The following is a 22,143-nucleotide window of genomic DNA, read 5'->3' on the forward strand; positions in this document are numbered from 1 at the left end:
GCGTGAACGCAGCGCGCACGCCACCCGAGCGCACGGTGATCAGCGGCGACCGCCCTTGGCCTTGCGCTCCCGCACCCGCACCGAGATCCGCACCGGACTGCCCACGAACCCGAACGTCTCGCGGAACTTGCGCTCCAGGAACCGCCGGTACCCGGCCTCCAGGAACCCGGTGGTGAACAGCACGATCGTCGGCGGCCGCGACTGCGCCTGCGTGGCGAAAAGGATCTTGGGCTGCCGGCCGCCGCGCACCGGCGGCGGGTTGGCCGCGACCAGATCCGAAAGCCAGCCGTTCAACCGGCCGGTCGAGATCCGGGTATCCCACGACTCCAGCGCGGTGCGCAGCGTCGGCGCCAGCTTCGCCACCGCCCGGCCGGTCTTGGCCGACACGTTGACCCGCTCGGCCCACCGCACCCGCACCAGCTCGCGGTCGATCTCCTTCTCCAGCTGGTGGCGGCGGTCCTCGTCGACCAGGTCCCACTTGTTGTAGGCGATCACCAGCGCCCGCCCGGCCTCCACGACCATGGTGAGCACCCGCAGGTCCTGCTCGCTCAACGGCTCCGAAGCATCGATGAGCATGATCGCCACCTCGGCCGCCTCGATGGCCGCCTTGGTGCGCAGCGACGCGTAGTACTCGGTGCCGCTGGCGGTCTTCACGCGCTTGCGCAGCCCCGCGGTGTCGACGAACCGCCACACCTCGCCGTCGAGCTCCACCAGCGAGTCCACCGGGTCCACGGTGGTGCCCGCGACGTCGTGCACCACCGACCGCTCTTCCCCGGTCAGCTTGTTGAGCAGGCTCGACTTGCCCACGTTCGGCTTGCCGACCAACGCGACCCGCCGCGGCCCGCCCGTCGCGCCGAAGATCTCGCGCGGCGTCTCCGGGAACGCGTCCAGCACGGCGTCCAGCAGGTCACCGGAACCGCTCCCGTGCAGCGCGCTGACCGGCCTCGGCTCACCCAGCCCCAGCGACCACAGCGAATGCACGTCGGAGACGCCGCGCTGGTCGTCGACCTTGTTCGCGGCAAGCAGCACCGGCCGCTTGGACCGGCGCAACACCCGCGCCACGGCCTCTTCCGCCTCGGTCGCGCCGACCCGGGCATCCACCACCAGCAGCACCGCGTCCGCGGTGTGCATGGCCAGCTCCGCCTGCGCCGCCACCGACGCCTGCAGGCCCTTGGCGTCCGGCTCCCACCCACCGGTGTCGACCAGCGTGAAGCGGCGCCCGTTCCACAGCGCGTCGTAGGCCACCCGGTCCCGGGTCACGCCCGGGACGTCCTGCACGACGGCTTCCCGGCGGCCCAGCAGCCGGTTCACCAGCGTCGACTTGCCCACGTTCGGGCGGCCGACCACGGCCAGCACCGGCTGCGGCTTCGGCGGCGCCTCGCCCTCGGGCGCTTCGACCTCGTCGAACTCAGCCCACTCGGCCTCGTCGGACCACGTGCCGTCCAGGCCTTCCACCGACTCGTCGGTCACGCTCGTTTCCCTCTCGAATAGTCTTGGTCCTGGTCCGCGACCAGCCGATCCAACTCGGCGATCAGCTCGACCAGTTCGGTGCGCACCGCCTCGGTCGCCACGACCAGCCCGGTGCGGCCCTTGCCCGCCGGCAGCGTGATCGGCTCCCCGAACAACACGTCGATCCTGGGTAGCAGCCTACGGCTCGCGCCCTCGGGACGACGCGTGCCCCGGCAGGCCACCGGCAGGACCTGCGCCTCCGACGCCCGCGCCAACCACGCCGCCCCGTGCTGCGCGTTCGCCACGTCGCCGTCGCCGCGAGTGCCCTCCGGGAACACCCCGACCAACCCGCCGGCCCGCAGCACCCGCACCGCCGCCAGCAGCGGCCTGCGGTCGGGTTCGCCGCGGCGAACCCCGATCTGCCCGATGCGGCGCAGGAACCAGCCCAGCGGCCCGCGGAACATCTCCTGCTTGATCAGGAACACCGCGTTGCGCGGGATCATTCCGAACAGCAGCGGCCCGTCCGCCATCGAACTGTGGTTGGCCACCAGCACCACCGGCCCGGTGCGCGGAATCCGCTCCGCACCGTGGATCCGCACCCGGTACGGCAACCGCACGATCCGCCGCGAAATCCACTGGCCGAACCGGTGCAAGCCGCCGGTCGCGCCCTCGGGCAGGGTCTCGTCACTCATGGCGTCGTCCGCTCCGCCCCGGCCAGCAGGCCGCGGCTCTCCACGTGCTTGTGCAGCTGCTCAAGCACCTCCACCACGCCCAGATCCGTGGTGTCCAGCTCCACCGCGTCATCGGCCTTCCGCAGCGGCGCCACCTTCCGCCCGGAATCCAGCGCGTCCCGGCGCTGCACGTCGGCGTGCGTGCGGTCCAGGTCGCCGGCGCGGCCCTCGGACACGTCCTGCGCCGTGCGGCGCCGCGCGCGGGCGTGCGCGGAAGCCGTCAGGTAGACCTTCAGGCCCGCGTCCGGCGCCACCACGGTGCCGATGTCCCGGCCCTCCACGACCATGCCGCCCGGCGACTCCAACGCCTCGCCGATCAGCCGCCGCTGCTGAGCGACCAGCTGCTCGCGAACCTCGGCGACCGCCGACACCGCCGACACCGCACCGGTCACCTCCGGGCCGCGGATCTCCTGCCCCACGTCCGCGCCGTCCAGGGACACCGACGGCTGCTCCGGGTCGGTGCCCACGATCAGCGCCGCGGCCCGCACCACCCGCGCCACCTCGCCAGGATCCGACGGCTCGACCTCCGCGCGCAGCACGGCCAGCGTCGCGGCCCGGTACATCGCGCCGGTGTCGAGGTAGGTCGCCCCCAACGCGGACGCCAACTTCCGGGACACCGTCGACTTGCCGGTGCCCGAAGGGCCGTCGAGCGCCACCACACCGCGGAGCCTGGCGTGTGCCACGTGCATGTCCTTCCCGAGCCGGAACCGATCGGCCCGGCACCGGCCGGACCAACCGTCCATTCTGCCTGGTCCGCCCACGCGCATCCCAATCGCGTCCAGATCCATCCCGACCGCGGGACAAATGCGAAAGATCTCCTAATACAGTCTTGGACGTGGACGTAACAGTGACCCCCTTGCCAGGGCTCGGCACGCAGCAGGACTTCACCACCCGCTCCGGCCACCGCATCGGCGTGATCACCTACCGCGACGGCCGGTTCGAGCTGATCGTTTCCGACCACGAGGACCCGGACAAGGTGGCCGCCTCGGTCGCACTGACCACCACCGAGACCAGCACGCTGGCCAACCTGCTGGGCGCCCCGCAGCTGGTCGCGCAGCTCAACGAGCAGCAGAGCGAGGTCGCCGGGATCACCACCTGGCAGCTGTCCGTCGCCCAGGGCTCCCCGTACGACGGCCGGACCCTCGGCGACACCGAGATGCGCACCCGCACCTCGGTGTCGATCGTCGCCGTCGTCCGGGACGGCACCGTGCATCCCTCGCCGCGACCGGACTTCGTGTTCGCCGCCGGCGACCTGGTGGTCGTCGTGGGCACCTCGAAGGGGCTGCGCGCAGCCAGCGAAATCCTGGAAAAGGGCTGATCCAGCGCGCTCCGCACACTTTCCCGGCCACTGGACCGGGACACGCGTCACCAACGGCGGTCCCACGCGTGCCGATCTCCTAACAACTCCATACGCAGGGAACACGCGAGAGGAAACACGGTGCACGACACGGCGATCTCCCTAATAGAGCTGGGTGCGGTTTTCTTCGGTCTGGGCATCCTCGGGAGACTCGCATGGAAAATCGGGGTGTCACCGATCCCGCTCTACCTGCTGGGTGGGCTGGCCTTCGGCACAGGCGGCCTCGTCCCGCTGCACGGCATCGAGCCGTTCACCCACCTGGCATCCGAGATCGGCGTGGTCCTGCTGCTGTTGCTGCTGGGCCTGGAGTACTCCGCGGGTGAACTCGTCACCGGCTTACGCCGCTCCTGGCTGGCCGGCATCGTCGACATCGTGCTGAACGCGGTGCCCGGCGCGCTGGTGGCGCTGCTGCTGGGCTGGGGCCCGCTCGGCGCGTTCACCATGGCCGGTGTCACCTACATCTCCTCCTCCGGCATCGTCGCGAAGGTGCTCGGCGACCTGGGCCGGCTCGGCAACCGGGAAACGCCGGTGATCCTGTCGATCCTGGTCTTCGAAGACCTGGCGATGGCCGTCTACCTGCCGATCCTGACCGCCGTGCTGGCCGGCGTCAGCTTCCTCGGCGGCCTCACCGCGGTCGGGGTCTCGCTGGTCGTGATCACCCTGGTGCTGGTCGTCGCGCTGAAGTTCGGCAAGTACGTCTCGGCCCTGATCGACAGCCCCGATCCGGAGGTCTTCCTGCTGCGCCTGCTGGGTTCGGCGCTGCTGGTCGCGGGCATCGCTTCGGAGCTGCAGGTCTCGGCGGCGGTCGGCTCGTTCCTGCTGGGCATCGCGATCTCCGGGTCCACGGCGGCGAACGCGACCCGGATGCTGGAGCCGCTCCGCGACCTGTTCGCCGCGCTGTTCTTCGTCGTGTTCGGCCTGAACACCGACCCCAGCCAGATCCCGCCGGTGCTGCCGATCGCGCTGCTGCTGGCGGTGGCGACCGTGGCGACGAAGGTGGTCACCGGCTGGTTCGCCGCCCGGATGCAGGGCGTGGGCAAGATGGGCCGCCTGCGGGCCGGCGCCGCGCTGGTCGCCCGCGGCGAGTTCTCCATCGTCATCGCCGGCCTGGCGGTCGCCTCCGGCGCGGTGCCGGGCGAGCTCGCGGCGCTGGCCACGGCCTACGTGCTGCTGATGGCGATCCTCGGCCCGGTGGCGGCCCGGGTCGTCGAGCCGGTGGCCCGGCTCTTCCTCCCCCGCCAGGTCAAGAAGGCCTGAACGAAGAGCCTTCGGCCGGTCCCGAGCGGGTCGGCCGAAGGCTCTCTTCTGGACGTTAAATTTCACTCAACACTGAAGTCATTAACGCTGTAGACACTCCGGATGCGGACCCGCCGACGCGAGACAGGATCCGAGGAACGTCAGAGGCCGACGGCCCGGTACAGCGAGCCGATCTCCTGCCGGTTCAGCGGCCGGATCGCACCCGGGCGCTCGCTGGTCAGCCGCACGTCGCCGATCCGCGTCCGCACCAGGCGCTGCACCGGGAGGCCGACGTGCTTGAGCAGCCGCCGCACGATCCGGTTCCGGCCCTCGTGCAGCACGACCTCCACCAGGGACCGGTTCTGGTTCGTGTCGACCAGCTTGAACCGGTCCACCTTCACCGGGCCGTCCTCCAGCTCCACGCCGTCGCGCAGCCGCTGCCCCAGGTCCTTCGGGACCGACCCGAGCACCTCGGCCAGGTAGGTCTTGCGCACCTTGTACTTCGGGTGCATCAGCCGGTTCGCCAGCTCCCCGTCGTTGGTGATCAGCAGCAGGCCCTCGGTGTCCTGGTCCAGCCGGCCCACGTGGAACAGCTTGCCCTGGCGTTCCCGCAGGTAGTCACCGATGCACGGGCGCCCCTTGTCGTCCGACATGGTGCACAGGATGCCGGTCGGCTTGTTCAGCAACAGGTGCGTCAGGTCGTCGTTGACCATGACCCGGTTGCCGTCCACGTGGATCACCGCGGTCGCCGGGTCGACGCGCCGCCCCAGCTCGGTGACGAGCTCGCCGTCGACCTCGATCCGACCCTCGACGATCATCTCCTCGGCCGCGCGCCGCGACGCCACCCCGGCCTGGGACAACACTTTCTGCAGCCGCACGCCTTCGGAATCGGCTTTGCTGGACGGGGAACGGTGCTCAGACGTCATCAATCGAATCCACTTCGGGCAACAAGGGGGCGAGCGGTGGCAAATCCTTCAGCGACGACAGCCCCAGCCGCTCCAGGAACAGCTCGGTCGTGCAGTACAGGATGCCGCCCGTCTCCGGGTCGGTTCCGGCCTCCTCGATAAGGCCGCGCCCCACCAGGGTACGGATGACGCCATCGACGTTCACACCCCGTACTGCCGCGACCCGCGAACGCGTCACGGGCTGCCGGTAGGAGATCACCGCGAGCGTCTCCAGCGCGGCGCGCGTCAGCTTCGAGCGCTGCCCGTCCAGCAGGTACCGCTCCACGTACGGCGCGTACGCATCCCGCGTGTAGAACCGCCAACCGTCCCCGACGCGCCGCAGGTCGATGCCCCGCTCGGCGTCGGCGTAACCGTCTGAAAGCCGCCGCAGCGCAACCCGGATCCGGGCAACCGGCTGCTCCAGCGTGTCGGCCAGCAGCTCCTCGCCCGCCGGCACGTCCACCACGAGCAGCAGCGCCTCCAACGCGGCATCGAGCGCGCTGTCGGAGGTCAGGTCCGGCACGCCCGTCGTCTCCACCGCCTCGGCCTCCGCCGCGGGCGCCTCGGGGCTCTCGTCGTTCGCTGCCGTCACCCGTACTCCTCTTCCTCCCGGCTGGCGCGCTGCGCATCGGCTTCGACCTGCGCCTCCGCCACGCTGCCGCCCACCCAGCGCACGAGCAGCTCGCCCAGCGGGCTCTCCTGCTCGAACTGCAAGACCTTCTCCCGGTAGAGCTCCAGCAGGGCCAGGAACCGGGCCACCACCTCGACGGTGTGCCCGCAGTCCGACACGAGCTCCCCGAACGTCGCGCTGCCCTTCTCCGCCAGCCGCACCCTCAGCAGCGCCGCGTGCTCGCGCACCGAAACGCCGTGCTGGTGGATGTGGTCCAGCGAAACGGTCGGCGGCGGCTTCGGCCGGAACACCGCGGCCGCGACCTCGGCGAACCGCTGCGGCGAGACCCCGATCTGCACTTCCGGCAGCAGGTTCGCGAACCGTTCCTCGACCGACACCGAACGCGGGTAGCGCCGCAGCGCCCCGGCCTCCAGCTCGCCGAACAACGCGGCGACCTGCTTGTAGGCGCGGTACTGCAGCAGCCGGGCGAAGAGCAGGTCGCGGGCCTCCAGCAGCGCCAAGTCGGCCTCGTCCTCCACCTCCGCGGAGGGCAGCAGCCGCGCCGCCTTCAGGTCCAGCAGGGTCGCGGCGATCACCAGGAATTCGGTGGTCTCGTCCAGGTCCCACTGCTCGCCGAGCGCCTTGGTGTAGGCGATGAACTCGTCGGTGACCTTGTGCAGCGCCACCTCGGTGACGTCCAGCTGGTGCTGCGAGATCAGCTGCAGCAGCAGGTCGAAGGGGCCTTCGAAGTTCTCCAGTCGCACCGTGAACCGGCCGCTCGCGCCGGAGTCCTCGCTGGACCGTTCCTCCGGTACCGCGGGGTCTGTCACTCGCCGGGCTCCCGGAGGCGCCGGACCAGCACCGAGTCCGCGCCGTTTCGGTCGAGGTCGGCGAGCACCACCGCAACCGCCTCCCGCACCACCCGGCCCCGGTCCACGGCGATGCCGTGGTCGGCCCGCAATGCCAGCCGCGCCTGCTCCAAGCCCAGCAACTCCTCGTCGGACACGTACACGGTGATCTTCGAATCGTGCTTGCGCCGACCCGTACCGGACCGCCCAGCCGCGGGCTGCGCCGGCTCCGGCTCCGGCGGCTCCACCTGATCCGTCCGAGGAACAGTAGTACGGAAGAGTTCGGCCGCGCCGGGCAGGGCGACCCGCCGCGTCATCGGGCGATCACCTCGCGCGCCAGCTCCCGGTACGCCTGCGCGCCGGCCGAGCGCGGCGCCCAGCGGGTGATCGGCTCGCCGGCCACGGTGGTCTCCGGGAACCGCACCGTCCGGTTGATCACGGCGTCGAAGACGATGTCGCCGAACGCCTCCACGACGCGCGCCATCACCTCGCGGGAGTGCAGCGTGCGCGGGTCGAACATGGTCGCCAGGATGCCGCTGATCTCCAGCTTCGGGTTCAGCCGCTCCCGGACCTTCTCGATGGTGTCGATCAGCAGCGCCACGCCGCGCAGGCTGAAGAACTCGCACTCCAACGGGATTATCACGCCGTCCGCCGCGGCCAACGCGTTCACCGTCAGCAGGCCCAGCGACGGCTGGCAGTCCACCAGCACGTAGTCGTACTCCCCCAGCGCCGGCTGCAGCACCCGGTGCAGGGTCTGCTCCCGGCCCACCTCGGCGACCAGCTGCACCTCGGCCGCGGAGAGGTCGATGTTGCTGGGCAGCAGGTCCATGCCGTCGACGCTGGTCTGCCGCACCACGTCCTGGACGGAGACCGGGCGCTCCATGATCACGTTGTAGATGGTCTGGTCGAGCTGGTGCGGCTGGACGCCGAGGCCGACCGAGAGCGCGCCCTGCGGATCGAAATCCACCAGCAGCACCCGGCGCCCGTACTCCGCCAGCGCTGCGCCGAGGTTGATCGTCGACGTGGTCTTCCCGACGCCGCCCTTCTGGTTGCACATCGCGAGCACCGACGCCGGACCGTGCCGGTCCAGCAGCGGCGGCTCCGGGATGTGCCGACGTGGCCGGCCAGTCGGACCGAGACCGCGCGGATTCGGCGCCAGGCCGACGTCTTCCGCACGACCCGTCGTCTCCGGGGCGATGCTCAGGTCGACCGCGCCCCGGGGCCGCCCTTCGGCGGCGGGCTGCGGTAGCGACATGGCGATCTGACTCCTTTGGTGCCGGTGGCGATCAAACGCAGCCTAAGTGGCATTCGTTACCAGCGGCAACGCGCCTCGCCGACGTATCGGAAGTTCCCTGTGATCTCCGTGTGATCAACGTCTACTCCCTGCACCGCCGGCCCGCATTCGCAGCGTCACCAAGTCACTCCGAAGCGTGTGCGCGCGGATGGGCCGTCGCGTAGACCTCCCGCAGCGTGTTGACCGTGATCAGGGTGTAGACCTGCGTCGTCGTGACCGAGGCGTGGCCCAGCAGTTCCTGCACCACGCGGACGTCGGCGCCGCCCTCCACGAGGTGCGTGGCGAAGGAGTGCCGCAGCACGTGCGGCGAAACCGAACCGCCGATGCCGGCGCGCTGCGCGGCGATCTTCAACGCGTTCCACGCGCTTTGCCGGGACAGCCGGGTTCCGCGCGAATTGAGGAACACCGCGGCGGTTCCGCGCCCACGCGCCGCCAGGCCGGGCCGGGCGCACACCAGGTACGCGTCCAGCGCCGCCAGCGCCGGCCGGCCGATGGGCACCAGCCGCTGGCGGCCGCCCTTGCCGTCCAGCAGGACCGTGCGGTTGGTGCCGTCGATGTCGTCGAGGTCCAGCCCGACCGCTTCGGAGATCCGCGCCCCCGTCGAGTACAGCAGCTCCAGCAGCGCCCGGTCCCGCATGCCCCGGGCGTCGTCGCCACCGGCGTGGTCGAGCAGCTTCCCGACGTCGTCGATGGGCAGCGCCTTCGGCAGCCGCTTGGGCAGGCTCGGCGGCGCGACCTCGCGCGCGACGTCGACCGCCAGCTGCCCTTCGGCATGTGCGAACCGGTGCAGCCCGCGGGCGGCGACCAGGGCCCGCGCCGATGACGAAGGCGCGAGCGCGGGCCGCTGCTCGGTGCCTTCCCGCAGCTCGGCCAGGAATCCGGACAGGTGCTCCGAGCGCACCTCGGCGAGCCCGGAAATCCCCTCCCCGACCAGGAATTCGGCGTACCGGCGCAGATCCCTGGCGTAGGAGTCGAGGGTGCTGCGGGCGGTGCCGCGCTCGACGGCGAGGTGGTCGAGGTATCCGGTGATCGCCCCGCGCAGGTCCGGCGGCAGCTCCGCGAAACCCCTCACCGGGCGGCGAAGCGCTGGGGCCGGTCCGGCCATTCGGCGTCCACCGGGCGCGGCTGCCCCCGGCCGTCGCGGACCGCCTGGGCGGCGAGCAGCCCGGCCACGCCGGGACCGTTGACGATCTCCCCGGCCAGCGCCATCCGCACCGCCTCGGCCAGTGGGAAGCGCCGGATCACCAGGTCAGCTTCCTCGTCCCCGACCGCCGCCGGACGATCCACATCGCACAGTCCGGTGGCCAGGAACACCCGGATGCACTCGTCGGTGAAGCCCGGCGAGGTGGCGACGTCGACCAGAACCGACCAGTCCTGCGCCGCGAGCCCCGCCTCCTCGGCGAGCTCCCGCTGCGCCGTGCGCACCGGCTCCTCGCCCGCCACATCCAGCAGCCCGGCCGGCAGCTCCCAGAGCCGCCGGCCGAGCGGATACCGGTACTGGTGGATCAGCACGACCTGGTCATGCTCGTCCACCGCCACCACCGCGACCGCCCCGAGGTGCTCGACGACCTCGCGGCGCGCGTGCCCGCCGCCGGGCATCCCGACCTCGTCGGCCCGCAACGCGAGGATCTTCCCCACGTACACGTCCTCGCTGGCCAGGGTGGTGAATTCGTGCTCGCCGTCGGTGCGCGCGACACCTTGCTCCGTCGTGTCCACGCCGCCACTTTAGAGCGAACGAAGATCACGCACTGGGCGCCGGCTCCTGGACGGGCTCCAGCTCCACCGGCAGCCGCTCCGCGGCGCGGTAGTCCAGGGCCGCCTTCACGAACGCCGCGAACAGCGGGTGCGGGCGGGTGGGACGGCTCTTGAGCTCCGGGTGCGCCTGGGTGCCCACGAAGAAGGGGTGCACCTCGCGCGGCAGCTCGACGAACTCCACCAACCGGTCGTCCGGGGAGGTGCCCGAGAACACCACGCCCGCCTTGCCCAGCCGGTCCCGGTAGGAGTTGTTCACCTCGTAGCGGTGCCGGTGGCGCTCGGCGACCTCGGTGGAGCCGTACGCCTCGGCGACGATCGAGCCCTCCTGCAGCTTCGCCGGGTACGAACCGAGCCGCATGGTGCCGCCCATGTCCCGGTCACCGGAGATCACGTCGTGCTGGTCGGCCATCGTGCTGATGACCGGGTGCTTGGCGGGCTCCTCGAACTCCGTGGAGTTGGCCCGCTCCAGACCGGCCAGCGAACGCGCCGCCTCGATCACCATGCACTGCAGGCCCAGGCACAGGCCCAGCAGCGGGATGCCGTTGGTCCGCGCGTAGCGGATCGCGCCGAGCTTGCCCTCGATGCCGCGCACGCCGAAGCCGCCCGGGATCAGCACGCCGTCCATCCCGGACAGCGCCTGCGCCGCGCCCGCGTCGGTCTCGCAGGTGTCCGAGCCGACCCAGGAGATCTCCACCTTCGCCCGGTGCGCGAACCCACCGGCGCGCAGCGCCTCGGTGACCGACAGGTAGGCGTCGGGCAGGTCGACGTACTTGCCGACCAGCGCGATCCGCACCCGCTCCGACGGGTTGTGCACCCGGTCCAGCAGGTCGCCCCACACCGACCAGTCGACGTCGCGGAACGGCAGCCCGAGCCGCCGCACCAGGTAGGCGTCCAGGCCCTCGCCGTGCAGCACCCGCGGGATGTCGTAGATCGACGGCGCGTCCGGGCAGGCCACCACGCCGTCCGAGTCCACGTCGCACATCAGCGCGATCTTGCGCTTGAGGTCCTCCGGCAGGTCCCGGTCCGCCCGGCATACCAGCGCGTCGGGCTGGATGCCGATGTTGCGCAGCGCCGCCACCGAGTGCTGCGTCGGCTTGGTCTTCAGCTCGCCCGAGGGCGCCAGGAACGGCACCAGCGACACGTGCAGGAAGAAGCAGTTGTCCCGGCCGACGTCGTGCCGGACCTGCCGGCAGGCCTCCAGGAACGGCAGCGACTCGATGTCGCCGACCGTGCCGCCGACCTCGGTGATCACCACGTCCGGCGTGCGGCCGTCCTCGTCCGGCTCGGCCATCGCCCGGATCCGGGCCTTGATCTGGTCGGTGATGTGCGGGATCACCTGCACCGTGTCGCCCAGGTACTCGCCGCGGCGCTCCTTGGCGATGACCGCCGAGTACACCTGGCCGGTCGTCACGTTGGCGTTGCGGGTCAGGTCGCGGTCCAGGAACCGCTCGTAATGCCCGATGTCGAGGTCGGTCTCGGCGCCGTCCTCGGTCACGAACACCTCACCGTGCTGGAACGGGTTCATCGTTCCCGGATCGACGTTCAGGTACGGGTCGAGCTTCTGCATGGTCACCCGCAGGCCGCGGGAGGTCAGCAGTTCGCCCAGGCTGGATGCCGTGAGCCCCTTACCCAACGAGGAGGCCACGCCCCCCGTGACGAAAACGTGCTTGATCGTGCGTGCTTGCGGCACCAACAAAAGCTCCCCGTGGTCAAGCCGTCGCCTGGCTGGATTTCTGCACTGGCAGGACGGCTGGATCCGTCGCTCCCACGGAATTCCAGCCTAACGCACGGCCACCGGGGCTGTGCACCGAGACCCGCCGCACGGCGTCGGGGCGACCGGCCAGGTCAACCGCCATCCGGCGGCCTACCCGCCGGTCACCGCCCGCATCCGCCGCGGTGGGCCGCCGCGGTGAGCATCGACACTAGCCGCGGGTCTCCGGCACCGGACCCTGCGCGCTGCTCGCGACGCCGTAGTGCCCGGCCTGCCGCTCGGCCTGCTCCCGCAACGCCAGCACGATCGCCACCCGTCCCGAGGCGCGGTCCAGGTTGTCCACCGTGGACAACGACGACGCCAGCGCCGGATCCGCGCGCACGACGCCGACCGGCCCCGTCCCGTCCGCCGAGCCCGCGCCACCGGCGAGCACCGCGCCCTGGCCCGCGCGGTCGAGCTGCGCCGCGAAGCGGGCCAGCGTCGCGGCCTTGTCGTCCGCTCGGTCGCTCTCGATCCGGCCGCCGGTGAGCACCACGGCGAGCTGCGCGGGTCGCAGGCCCGGCGAGGCGGTCGCGAAGCCGCCGTCGGCCAGGCCCGCGAACGCCGCCGCCCGCTCCTGGTCGCCGGTCTGCGGCTGCCCGCTCTGCGGGTTCAGCAGCGCCAGCGGCCCGATCAGGCCGCCGGCCATGGTGCCGGGGTCCGCCGCCGTGGGCAGCTGCACCCCGGCGGGCAGCAGCTCGGTGACCACGCGCCGCAACTGGTCCGCCCGGCCCGGGTCGGCGAACGACTCGCCCAGCCGCACCTCGCCGGTGACGTCCGCACCCGCTGCACGCAGCAGCTGCCCGACCGCGTCGCGCTGCTGGTCGTCGGCGTCGTCGGAGGTGATCAGCACGACGCTGCGCTGCGCCAGCTGGCCCTGCACGGCCATCGGCCCGACCGCGGAGCCGAACGTGTCCGCCGCCGCGACCTGCGTCTTGAGCGTCGTCCGCTCGGCGTTGAGGTCGTCGACCTGCGCCTGCAGGGACCGCTGCTCGTCGCCGACGCCCGCCAGCAGCCGGCCGCTGAGGGACGTGGAGCCGACGAGGACGCCCACGGCCAGCGCCAGGAAGACCGCGGCGATCGACACGATGTGGTACCGCAACGAGATCACGAGAAAAGCCCCTTGAGATAAGCGAAGACGGACTCGGCGGTGTCGGCGACCAGCCCCACGAACGCGGTGCCCAGCCCGGAGACCACCAGCGCCACGGCGGCCACCAGCAGCACCGCGAGGACCAGCAGCACGATCGCGCCGACCGGCGTCCGGCTGCGCTGCAGCGTCGCCACCGCGGCCCCGTCGATGACCTTGCTGCCCAACCGGAGCCGGGTGAGGAACGTCGACGGGTTCGAGCCGGAACGCCCGCGGTCGAGGAATTCGCCCAGCGTCGCGTGGAACCCGACGGTGATCACCAGGCTCGCCTTGTGCGCGTCGGCGAGCAGCAGCGCCAGGTCCTCCGGGTTCCCGGACGCCGGGAACGTGACCGCGCCGATCCCCAGGTCCTGTATGCGCTCCAGGCCGGGCGCGTGCCCGTCGAGATGCGCCGGGATCACGAGCTCCGCGCCGCACTTGAGGGTGGCGGTGGCGATGGCGTCCGGGTCGCCGACGATGACGTCCGGCTTGTACCCGGCCTTGCGCAGCGTCTCGGCGCCGCCCTCCACCCCGATCAGCACCGGCCGGTACTCGCGGACGTACTTCTTCAGCCGCTGCAGGTCGTCGGCGTGGCCGTAGCCCGGCGCCACCACGAGCACCTGGCACCGCTCCATCGAGATGCCGAGCTCGGGCACGCCGATGCCGTCGAGGATCAGCGTCCGCTCCTTGCGCAGGAACTCGATGGTGTTCGCCGAGAACGCCTCCAGCTGCGTCGACATCCCGGCCTTCGCCTCGATGAGCAGGTCGGCGACGGAGTTGGCGTCCTGCGAGGTCCCGCGCCCGACCTCCCGCTCCCCGACGAACACGCCGCCCTCGTGCAGCCGGATCTTCGCGCCGTCCTTGATCCGGTGCGCGACCTCGGGGCCGACCCCGTCGACCAGCGCGATGCCTGCCGACAGCAGCACCTCCGGCCCGAGGTTCGGGTAGCGCCCGGAGATCGACGGGGCGGCGTTGACCACCCCGATCACCCCGACCGAGACCAGCGCTTCGGCCGTGCGCCGGTCCAGGTCCGCGTGGTCGATCACCGCGATGTCGCCGGACCGGACCCGGCGCAGCACATCACCCGGGCGCCGCTCCACCCTGGCGATCCCGACCACACCGGGCAGGCTTTCCTGCTGACGGGCAAGCAGACCGCTGAGTTTCATGCACCGATGGTGACAAATCGATCACCTGTTGTTGGTACGCCACGCCGATGCCGTTGGGCCGAATGGCCTACCTGCCGCTGCGCTCCCGCTTCTTGGGAGCCGCCTTGCCGCGCCGCCGGAAGCGGGCCTGCGCCAGCTTGTAGGCCGTCGCGGTGTCCAGGAGCTCCTCCGCGTGGGCCCGGCCGGTCTCCGTGGAATCCATCCCGGCCAGCATCCGCGCCAGCTCGACGACCCGCCGCTCGTCTGCGACGACCCGCACGTCGCTGCGGGTCAGCCCGCCGTCCGCGGCTCCCTTGTCCACCACCAGGTGGCGGTCGGCGTAGGCGGCGACCTGCGGCAGGTGGGTGACGACCACGACCTGGTGCGTCCGGGCCAGGCGGGCCAGCCGCCGCCCGATCTCCACCGCGGCCCGTCCGCCGACACCGGCGTCGACCTCGTCGAAGACCAACGTCGGCACCGTGTCCGCGTCGGCGAGCACGACCTCCAGCGCGAGCATCACCCGGGACAGCTCACCGCCCGAGGCGCCCTTGTGGATCGGCAGGGCGGGCGCGCCGGAGTGCGCGATCAGCTGCAGCTCGACCTCGTCGACCCCGTCCGGGCCGGCGTGCAGGGTCCGGCCCTGCACGGGCAGCGCGTTCGGGTCGCCGGAATCGGCTTCCTTCGGCTCGACGACGACCTCCAGCCGCGCCTGCGGCATCGCCAGCCCGTCGAGTTCCTCGGAAACCGCCGCGGAGAGCCCCACCGCGGCTTCCTTCCGCGCCTCCGACACCGCGACCGCGTGCTCGGCTAGCTCCACCGCGAGCTCGTCGCGCCGGGCGGCCAGCGCCGCCAGCGCCTCCTCGGAGGTGTCCATCCCGGACAGCCGGCTGCGCGCTTCGTCGGCCCACTCCAGCACGCCGTCGACGTCCGCGGCGTACTTCTTGATCAGCTGCTTCAGCTCGGCCTGCCGGGCCAGCACCTGCTCCAGCCGGGCCGGGTCGGCGTCCAGCCGGTCCAGGTAGCCGCCGAGCTCGCCGCCCACGTCGGCCAGCACCGCGACGGCCTCGGCCACCCGCGGCTCCAGCTCCCGCAGCGCCGGGTCCTCGGCGCCGCCGAGACGCCGTCGCGCCTCGCCGACCAGGCCGATCGCGCCCGGCGCATCCGGGTCGCCGTCGACCGCGCCGGTGAGCGCCAGATGCGCCGCCGTCGCGATCTCCCGGAGCTGGTCGACGTCCGCGAGCCGCCGCGCCTCGTCGACCAGCGCGACGTCCTCGCCGGATTCCGGCGCGACGGCCTCGATCTCGGCCAGCCCGTGCCGCAGCAGCTCCGCTTCCCGGGCCAGCTCCCGCGAACGTTCGGTGCGCTCGGTCAGCTCCCGCACCGCCTCCGCCCACTCCGCGCGGACCCGCTGGTAGTCGGCGAGCACGTGCAGCACGGGCTCGCCGGCGAACCGGTCCAGCACCGCGCGCTGCTCGCCGGACCGCAGCAGCCGCAGCTGGTCGTTCTGGCCGTGCACGGCCAGCACCTGCTCCGCGAGCTCGGAAAGCACGGCGTTGGGAACCGAACGACCGCCGAGGTGCGCTCGCGACCGGCCGTCGGCCGTCACGGTCCGCACCGCGATCAGGCTGCCGTCGTCGTCGGGTTCGGCCCCGGCATCGGCGGCGACCTTGGCCGCCGGCGAGTCGATCGTCGTCTGGAACCGGCCCTCCACGACGGCACGCTGCGCACCGGACCGGACCCGCGAGGCATCGGCCCGACCACCACCGAGCAGGTGCAGCCCGGTGACCACCATCGTCTTACCGGCGCCGGTCTCACCGGTGACCACGGTCAGGCCGGCGTGCAGTGCGAGCGTGGCGTCGTCGATGACGCCCAGTCCCTGGATGCGCATCTCCGCCAACACATCAAGCACCCTATCGGCATCCCCCGAGCAGTGGTGCCCCGCTGGGGTGATCAGCGCATGAATTGAAATTGTGGCTGTGCGCCGCTGTGCAGGCGGTGCCGCCGCGGATCAGCGTGCGGTGGCCGGGCCGCGCCAGCCCTGGACCGGGAGCTCGAACTTGCGCACCAGGCGATCGGTGAAGGCCGTGTCGTGCAGCCGCACCAGGCGCAGCGGCGTGCTCCCGGCGACCACCTCGACCCGCGCGCCCGGCGGCAGGTCGAACTGCCGCTGCCCGTCGCAGAACAGCACCGCGTGGTGGCCGTGCTGGTCGATCTCCAGCGCCACCAACGACTTCTGCGACACCACCAGCGGGCGGGCGAAGAGCGCGTGCGCGTTGCTCGGCACGACCAGCAGCGCCTGCACCTCCGGCCACACCACCGGGCCGCCCGCGGAGAACGCGTACGCCGTGGAACCGGTCGGGGTGGAGCACAGCACGCCGTCGCAGCCGAACGCCGACACCGGGTGGCCGTCGACCTCCACGACCAGGTCCAGGATCCGCTCCCGGCTGCTCTTCTCGACGCTCGCCTCGTTCAGCGCCCAGGTGCGGGCCAGGACCTCGCCGTCGAGCTTCGCGGTGACCTCGATGGTCATCCGCTCCTCGACGTAGTAGCGGGACTCGACGACGGCCGCCACCGCCTCGTCGAGCGCGTCGGAATCGGCCCCGGCCAAGAACCCGACCCGGCCGAGGTTCACCCCGAAGACCGGCACGTCGGCCAGCCGCGCGATCTCCGCGGCGCGCAGGAGCGTCCCGTCACCGCCCAGCACCAGGACGAGTTCCGTGCCCGCGGCCGCCTCCGGGCCGGGCTCGACCACCCGTAGGTAGCAGTCGGAGCAGAGCTCCGGGGCCTCCTCCGCGAGCACCCGCACGCACAGGCCCGCGTCGATGAGCTGACCGGCGACCTTCTCCGCGGTGCGCATGTTGTGCTGCCTGCCGGTGTGCACCACCAGCAGCACCTCTCGGGTCAACTCCACTCCTTAAAGCCTTCATAAGCGGCGGTCGCCGCTTGCGGTGTGGGACTCAGCTTGCACCGCCGCGGGTTCACGGCGCCCACCCCTGCGGGGTTCTCCCAGCGAGGACAGCCCCGACGTGGTGAATTGGCATTCATGATGGCCACAGCGAGAAGGCTCCTGAGGTTCCGCCACCCGCACCGCCACGCAAACCACTCTAGAAACAATCAGTCAACGGTGCGAGCTCTTGCCTGAAGTCTGGGGTCCCTGCCGGACCGCGTCCAACACGAGCGCCTCCGCCGCATCCGCGTCGGTGCTCGCGCCGGGCCGCAGCCAGGCGAAGTACTCGACGTTGCCCGACGGACCGGGCAACGGGCTTGCCACGACACCGCGCAGGCCGAGGCCCAGATCGGCGGCGAACCGCACGACCTCGAGGACCGCTTCCGCCCGCAGCTCGGGATCGCGTACCACGCCACCCGAGCCTAGCCGTTGCTTGCCCACCTCGAACTGCGGTTTGATCATCGGCACCAGATCGGCTTCCGGCGTGGCGCAGGCGGCCAGCGCGGGCAGCACCAGCTTCAGCGAGATGAACGACAGGTCGGCCACCACCAGGTCCACCTGGCCGCCGATGTCCTCCGGGGTCAGCGACCGCACGTTCGTCCGGTCGTGGATCCGCACCCGCTCATCGGTCTGCAGCTTCCAGACCAGCTGCCCGTAACCGACGTCGACGGCCACCACCTCGCGCGCTTCGCGGCGCAGCAGCACATCGGTGAACCCGCCGGTGGACGCGCCGGCGTCCAGGCAGCGGCGGCCCGCGACGGTCAGCCCGGCCGGCTCGAACGCCTCCAGCGCCCCCACCAGCTTGTACGCGCCGCGTGACGCCCAGCCCGGGTCGTCGACGTCCTCGGCGACCACCACCGGGGCATCGATCTCGACCGCGGTCGCGGCCTTGTGGGCCACCATGCCGCGCACGCTCACCCGCCCGGCGGTGACCAGTTCCGCGGCGTGTTCACGGGACCGGGCAAGCCCGCGACGAACCAGTTCGGCATCCAACCGCGCCTTGCGTGGCACTACCGTCAGCTCCTGTGTGCACTCGTTCCGGAGAGGAGGTTGTCCGCCTTCGACAGCCCATCGGTGAGCGCGGCGTGTACCGCCTCGAACCGTTCGACGTGCTCAGCGACCGGCAGTTCCCGCACCTCGTCGAGACGGGCCACTGCCGCCGCGATGGCGTCGACCGCCGGCTGACCGTCGTCGGCCGGGCGCGCCAGCATCGCGGGGTTCGGCGGCTGCTGCCACGGAGAGGTCATCCGCTCCTGCTCCCATCGATCACGCCGCGATGGCTGTAGCGGCGACGCGTCCACGCTAGCGGAACGCCCCGACGACGCCGCCGCGACATGCGCCGGTCAGGCCAAACCCAGTTCCCTCAACGCATGCTGCGCGCGCTCGTCGGCTCCGCGCACGGCGACCGGCCCCGACGACGCCGCCCACCACGCGGCGCAGAGCGCGCGGAGCGCCGAAATCGCATCGCTCGGCTGTTCCCCGGCCTGCGCGGCCAATTCCAGCGAGTCGCTGCCGACGCTGATTTGCCACCCGGGCTGCGCACCGATCGCGACCTCGTCGGCCGGCTGGTTCAGGGCGAGCAGATCCGCGCCGACGTAGCCGGGCCGCATGTCGGCGGTGGCTTCCAGCAGGTCCCGCGCCGTGCTGACGCCGGTCAGCACCATCAGCACCGGCATCGCGGCGTTGACCGCGCCCGCGATGTCGGTGTCGAGCCGGTCGCCGACCATCAGCGGCGCCTCGGCCCCGGCGGAAGCGACGGCGCGGTCCAGCAGCGGCCGCTCGGGCTTGCCCGCCACCAGCGGCTCCTGATCGGTGGCCGCCTGCACCAGTGCGACGAGCGCACCGTTCCCGGGCGCCAGGCCGCGCTCGGTCGGCAGCGTGCGGTCGCCGTTGCAGGAGACCCACAGCGCGCCGGCGCGGATCGCCAGGCACGCCTCGGTGAGATCGCGGTACCCGATCTCGGTGTACAGCCCCTGCACGACCGCGACCGGCTCGTCGCCGAACTCGCGGACCGGCACCAGCCCAGCCTTGTCCACTTCGGACACCAGCGCGGGCGAACCGACGACCAGCACCTTCGACCCCGGCGGCAGCTTCTCGGCCAGCATCGCGGCACCGGCCTGGGCGCTGGTGCTCACCTCGGTCCGGTCCGCGTCCAGGCCGAGGCCGACGAGGTGGTCGGCCACGGCCTGGTCCGGCTTGGACGCGTTGTTGGTCACGTAGCGGACCGGGACGCCGCGGCGGTGCACTTCCTGGATCGCCTCCAGCGCACCAGGGACGAGTTCACCGCCGCGGAACACCGTGCCGTCGAGGTCGAACAGCACGACATCATGGCCGTCGAGAAGCGTGCCGCTCACTGCGCTCGCGCGCCCCCTCCTGCGTTGTCGGCATCGGCGTCCTGCTCGGTCGCCTTGTCATCCGCCGGTTCGTCGTCGGCGGCCTTGTCCTCGACGGCCGCTTCGGAATCGGCCTCTTCGTCTTCTTCGAGCTTCTCGTCGAGCTCGTCGTCGACCTCGGCAGCGTCGTCGACCTCGGCAGCGTCGTCGACCTCGGCAGCGTCGTCGACCTCGGCAGCGTCGTCGACCTCGGCAGCGTCGTCGTCGAGGTCATCGTCGTCGCCGATCTCGGCTGCCTCTGCCTCGGTGACGAGTTCCTCGATCACATCCGGGCCGCCCAGCTTCTCGGCGAGCTCCTCGAGGCGGTCGGGGGCGTCGGTCTCTTCCTCGTCGTCGGCGTTGGCCGCGTGCACGAACCAGGTGAAGGCTTCCCGCTCCCGTCCGGCCGCCGCCAAGTTGTCGGCGTAGGCGTAGAACAGGCGCGCGCTCCACGGCTCCTGGCGCTTCGGGTCCAGCTCCGCGATCTGCAGGCTCACCACCGACGCCTCGGTCTCACCGAGGTCCCGGCGCGCACCCGCGGCGACGATGCGCAGCTCGACCGAGTCCTCCTGGTCGAGCTGGGTGGCCTCCTCACTGCGGCTGAGCTCCACAGCGCGCTCCGGGCGCCCCATTGCGCGCTCGCAGTCGGCCATGATCGCCAGGTGCCCGGGACCGCCGGCCATCCGCCGGGCGGCGCGCAGCTCCGAAAGCGCCTCGTTCCACTCGCCCGTCAGGTAGGCGGCGAGGCCGTTGCCCTCGCGCACCGAAGGAATGCGCGGTGCCCGCTGACGCGCATACCGCGCGTGCTCCAGGGCGCGCTCCGGCTCCGAGTCGATCAGCTGGCCGGCCGCGATCAGGTGCAGCGCGACGTTGTCCGCCAGGCCCTTGGGCAGCGTCAGCAGCTCGCGGCGGATCTCGACGTCGAGATCACCGGGCGCCAGGCCCTCGGGAAGCTGGGGCTCCTGCGGCCTCGGCGCCGACTCGACGGCGGCCTCATCGCGGGACTCGGCCCGCGGCGAGTCGTGCCGGTAACCACCCCGGTCCCGACGTCCACCGTCGCGCGGTCCACCCCGGCGGTCTCCGCCCCTGTGGTCCCGGTCAGGCCGTCCGCCACGGTCATCGCGCGGCCTGTCGTCGCGGCGCGGCCGGTCGTCGCGGCGGAAGTCATCACGGCGAGGACGGTCGTCCCGCCGGCGGTCGTCACGACGGGGCCGGTCATCGCGCGGCCGGTCATCACGGGGGCGGTCATCACGCGGGCGGTCATCACGACGCGGCCGGTCGTCACGGGGCCGGTCATCACGCGGGCGGTCATCACGGCGCGGCCGGTCGTCAAAGCGGGGCTTGCCGGACCGGTCGTCCCGCCGGAAACCACCGCGATCGTCACGGCGGTCGTCACGCCGGAAGCCACCCCGGTCGTCACGACGCGGACGGTCATCGCGACGGTCGTCACGACGGAAGCCACCCCGGTCGTCACGACGCGGACGGTCATCGCGACGGTCGTCACGACGGAAACCGCCACGGTCATCACGGCCGCGATCGTCGCGCCGGAAATCGTCCCGGCGCGGGCGGTCGTCCCGCCGGAAGTCACGGCGGCCGCGGTCATCCTGTCCACGGTCATCACGACGGTCGTCGCGGCGGAAGTCCCGCCGGTCGTCGCGGCCACGGTCATCACGGCGGAAGTCATCGCGGCGAGGACGGTCATCCCGCCGGAAACCGCCGCGGTCGTCACGACGGAAACCGCCACGGTCATCACGGCCGCGATCGTCGCGCCGGAAGCCGCCTCGGTCATCGCGACGGAAACCACCGCGGTCGTCACGACGCGGCCGGTCATCACGACGGTCGGACCCGCGGTCTCGGCCGTTCTGGTCGTTGAAGCGGCGCGGCCGGTCTTCGCCGCGGTCATCGCGCCGGAAACCGCCCCGATCATCGCGACGGTCATCGCGGCGGAAGCGGTTGTCGCGGTTGTCGGAGTCACGGCGGAAACCGCCGCGATCGTCGCGGTGGCCGCCGGGGCGCCCGCCCTGACCGCGGGGCCGGTCGCGATCGCGGCCGCCGCCGAAGTTGTCGCGGCCGCCCCGGTCGTCCCGGTTCCGGTCGTCGCGATCATTGCGGTAACCGCGGTTGTCGCGGTCGCCGAAGCGGCGCGGACCGCCACCGTCGCGGTCCCGGCGGGGACCGCCGTGGGAACCGCGCCGATCGAAGTTTCCGCGGCCGCCCTGGCCGCCTCGGCCGGCACCGGCCCCACGGCGAGGACCGCCGCTCCTGTCGTCGGAACCGGACACCGAACCTCCTGAAGCAGAAAATACTGAAGTTCCCACCAGGGTAGTCCCACCTGATGGCGGGTCTCGGCGGGTGGCACCCCTGATGTGAGCGGGGGCAACTCGTGTGAACCGTGCGGCGCCCGAACAGCGCAGCAACGGCTTCCGGACAAAAGAAGGGACCGACCGGACATCCGTCCCCAAGGACGGGTCCGGTCGGCCCCTTTCACATAATGTGTCGGCGGTGTCTTACTCTCCCACACCCTGTCGAGTGCAGTACCATCAGCGCTGGGGAGCTTAGCTACCGGGTTCGGAATGGGA

At 71.9% G+C, this 22,143-nt stretch carries 22 protein-coding genes and 1 rRNA gene; 3 read left to right on the top strand and 20 right to left on the bottom strand.

Features of this window, described 5'->3' with window-relative positions; translation table 11 throughout:
- Nucleotides 1–39: 39 nt before the first annotated feature.
- Genes der through cmk form a run of 3 tightly spaced genes read right to left on the bottom strand, consistent with a single transcriptional unit; the run spans nucleotide 40 to nucleotide 2,869 of the window.
- Complete coding sequence (gene der, locus AC07FN_RS39310; RefSeq protein ID WP_478400229.1) at nucleotides 40–1,470, bottom strand: ribosome biogenesis GTPase Der; 1,431 nt, start codon at nucleotides 1,468–1,470, stop codon at nucleotides 40–42.
- Nucleotides 1,467–2,141, bottom strand: coding sequence for a lysophospholipid acyltransferase family protein (locus tag AC07FN_RS39315; RefSeq protein WP_478400230.1), 675 nt, complete (start codon nucleotides 2,139–2,141; stop codon nucleotides 1,467–1,469). The genes der and AC07FN_RS39315 overlap by 4 nt, the downstream gene beginning before the upstream one ends.
- Complete coding sequence (gene cmk / locus AC07FN_RS39320) at nucleotides 2,138–2,869, bottom strand: (d)CMP kinase (RefSeq protein ID WP_478400231.1); 732 nt, start codon at nucleotides 2,867–2,869, stop codon at nucleotides 2,138–2,140. The genes AC07FN_RS39315 and cmk overlap by 4 nt, the downstream gene beginning before the upstream one ends.
- Nucleotides 2,870–3,015: 146 nt before the next feature.
- On the opposite strand from cmk, the gene AC07FN_RS39325 reads away from it, so the two are divergent.
- Together AC07FN_RS39325 and AC07FN_RS39330 are read left to right on the top strand one after the other, a co-directional pair.
- A complete protein-coding gene (locus AC07FN_RS39325; RefSeq protein WP_132493366.1) occupies nucleotides 3,016–3,498 on the top strand; it encodes a cation:proton antiporter regulatory subunit in 483 nt (160 codons plus the stop codon).
- A 120-nt stretch (nucleotides 3,499–3,618) separates the two neighbouring features.
- Nucleotides 3,619–4,794, top strand: coding sequence for a cation:proton antiporter (locus tag AC07FN_RS39330; RefSeq protein ID WP_478400232.1), 1,176 nt, complete (start codon nucleotides 3,619–3,621; stop codon nucleotides 4,792–4,794).
- Between the two features lie 140 nt (nucleotides 4,795–4,934).
- Here AC07FN_RS39330 and AC07FN_RS39335 read toward each other — a convergent pair whose 3' ends face one another.
- The 16 genes from AC07FN_RS39335 to AC07FN_RS39410 form a co-directional block, all read right to left on the bottom strand.
- The gene (locus tag AC07FN_RS39335) at nucleotides 4,935–5,699 is read right to left on the bottom strand and encodes a pseudouridine synthase (protein ID WP_478400233.1); all 765 of its coding nucleotides are present in this window, start codon (nucleotides 5,697–5,699) and stop codon (nucleotides 4,935–4,937) included.
- The gene (scpB, locus tag AC07FN_RS39340) at nucleotides 5,689–6,309 is read right to left on the bottom strand and encodes an SMC-Scp complex subunit ScpB (RefSeq protein ID WP_478400234.1); all 621 of its coding nucleotides are present in this window, start codon (nucleotides 6,307–6,309) and stop codon (nucleotides 5,689–5,691) included. The genes AC07FN_RS39335 and scpB overlap by 11 nt, the downstream gene beginning before the upstream one ends.
- Nucleotides 6,306–7,157 carry a segregation and condensation protein A gene (locus AC07FN_RS39345; RefSeq protein ID WP_478400235.1) on the bottom strand — a complete coding sequence of 284 codons (852 nt, stop codon included), beginning with the start codon at nucleotides 7,155–7,157 and terminating at the stop codon, nucleotides 6,306–6,308. The genes scpB and AC07FN_RS39345 overlap by 4 nt, the downstream gene beginning before the upstream one ends.
- The gene (locus AC07FN_RS39350; protein WP_478400236.1) at nucleotides 7,154–7,492 is read right to left on the bottom strand and encodes a hypothetical protein; all 339 of its coding nucleotides are present in this window, start codon (nucleotides 7,490–7,492) and stop codon (nucleotides 7,154–7,156) included. The genes AC07FN_RS39345 and AC07FN_RS39350 overlap by 4 nt, the downstream gene beginning before the upstream one ends.
- Nucleotides 7,489–8,430, bottom strand: a complete 942-nt coding sequence (locus AC07FN_RS39355) for a ParA family protein (RefSeq protein ID WP_452619012.1) — start codon at nucleotides 8,428–8,430, stop codon at nucleotides 7,489–7,491. Before AC07FN_RS39355 ends, AC07FN_RS39350 begins: the two co-directional genes overlap by 4 nt.
- A gap of 163 nt (nucleotides 8,431–8,593) precedes the next feature.
- A complete protein-coding gene (locus AC07FN_RS39360) occupies nucleotides 8,594–9,574 on the bottom strand; it encodes a site-specific tyrosine recombinase XerD (protein WP_478400237.1) in 981 nt (326 codons plus the stop codon).
- Nucleotides 9,538–10,185 (bottom strand): NUDIX domain-containing protein, encoded by a 648-nt coding sequence (locus AC07FN_RS39365; protein ID WP_478400238.1) that lies wholly within the window; start codon nucleotides 10,183–10,185, stop codon nucleotides 9,538–9,540. The genes AC07FN_RS39360 and AC07FN_RS39365 overlap by 37 nt, the downstream gene beginning before the upstream one ends.
- 25 nt (nucleotides 10,186–10,210) lie before the next feature.
- The gene (locus AC07FN_RS39370) at nucleotides 10,211–11,914 is read right to left on the bottom strand and encodes a CTP synthase (RefSeq protein ID WP_452619009.1); all 1,704 of its coding nucleotides are present in this window, start codon (nucleotides 11,912–11,914) and stop codon (nucleotides 10,211–10,213) included.
- A 232-nt stretch (nucleotides 11,915–12,146) separates the two neighbouring features.
- Nucleotides 12,147–13,085: a copper transporter gene (locus AC07FN_RS39375; RefSeq protein WP_478400239.1), complete on the bottom strand. Its 939-nt coding sequence runs from the start codon at nucleotides 13,083–13,085 to the stop codon at nucleotides 12,147–12,149.
- On the bottom strand, nucleotides 13,082–14,266 hold the full coding sequence (steA, locus tag AC07FN_RS39380) for a putative cytokinetic ring protein SteA (RefSeq protein WP_478400240.1): 1,185 nt from the start codon (nucleotides 14,264–14,266) through the stop codon (nucleotides 13,082–13,084). Before steA ends, AC07FN_RS39375 begins: the two co-directional genes overlap by 4 nt.
- Nucleotides 14,267–14,333: 67 nt before the next feature.
- The gene (gene recN, locus AC07FN_RS39385; RefSeq protein WP_478400246.1) at nucleotides 14,334–16,145 is read right to left on the bottom strand and encodes a DNA repair protein RecN; all 1,812 of its coding nucleotides are present in this window, start codon (nucleotides 16,143–16,145) and stop codon (nucleotides 14,334–14,336) included.
- Between the two features lie 108 nt (nucleotides 16,146–16,253).
- Nucleotides 16,254–17,150 carry an NAD kinase gene (locus AC07FN_RS39390; protein ID WP_478400241.1) on the bottom strand — a complete coding sequence of 299 codons (897 nt, stop codon included), beginning with the start codon at nucleotides 17,148–17,150 and terminating at the stop codon, nucleotides 16,254–16,256.
- A 213-nt stretch (nucleotides 17,151–17,363) separates the two neighbouring features.
- Nucleotides 17,364–18,203 (bottom strand): TlyA family RNA methyltransferase, encoded by an 840-nt coding sequence (locus tag AC07FN_RS39395; RefSeq protein ID WP_452619006.1) that lies wholly within the window; start codon nucleotides 18,201–18,203, stop codon nucleotides 17,364–17,366.
- Nucleotides 18,204–18,208: 5 nt separating this feature from the next.
- The gene (locus AC07FN_RS39400) at nucleotides 18,209–18,439 is read right to left on the bottom strand and encodes a hypothetical protein (protein ID WP_478400242.1); all 231 of its coding nucleotides are present in this window, start codon (nucleotides 18,437–18,439) and stop codon (nucleotides 18,209–18,211) included.
- 96 nt (nucleotides 18,440–18,535) lie between these two features.
- A complete protein-coding gene (locus AC07FN_RS39405) occupies nucleotides 18,536–19,546 on the bottom strand; it encodes an HAD-IIA family hydrolase (RefSeq protein WP_478400243.1) in 1,011 nt (336 codons plus the stop codon).
- A complete protein-coding gene (locus AC07FN_RS39410; RefSeq protein WP_478400244.1) occupies nucleotides 19,543–20,328 on the bottom strand; it encodes a hypothetical protein in 786 nt (261 codons plus the stop codon). The genes AC07FN_RS39405 and AC07FN_RS39410 overlap by 4 nt, the downstream gene beginning before the upstream one ends.
- A 39-nt stretch (nucleotides 20,329–20,367) precedes the next feature.
- Between AC07FN_RS39410 and AC07FN_RS39415 the strand changes: the two genes are divergently transcribed.
- Nucleotides 20,368–21,858, top strand: a complete 1,491-nt coding sequence (locus tag AC07FN_RS39415) for a hypothetical protein (protein ID WP_478400245.1) — start codon at nucleotides 20,368–20,370, stop codon at nucleotides 21,856–21,858.
- Nucleotides 21,859–22,058: 200 nt separating this feature from the next.
- On the opposite strand, the gene rrf is transcribed toward AC07FN_RS39415, so the two are convergent.
- Nucleotides 22,059–22,143, bottom strand: a 5S ribosomal RNA gene (gene rrf, locus AC07FN_RS39420); the annotation flags it as partial.

The organism is Saccharopolyspora sp. NPDC045941, assembly GCF_056431445.1.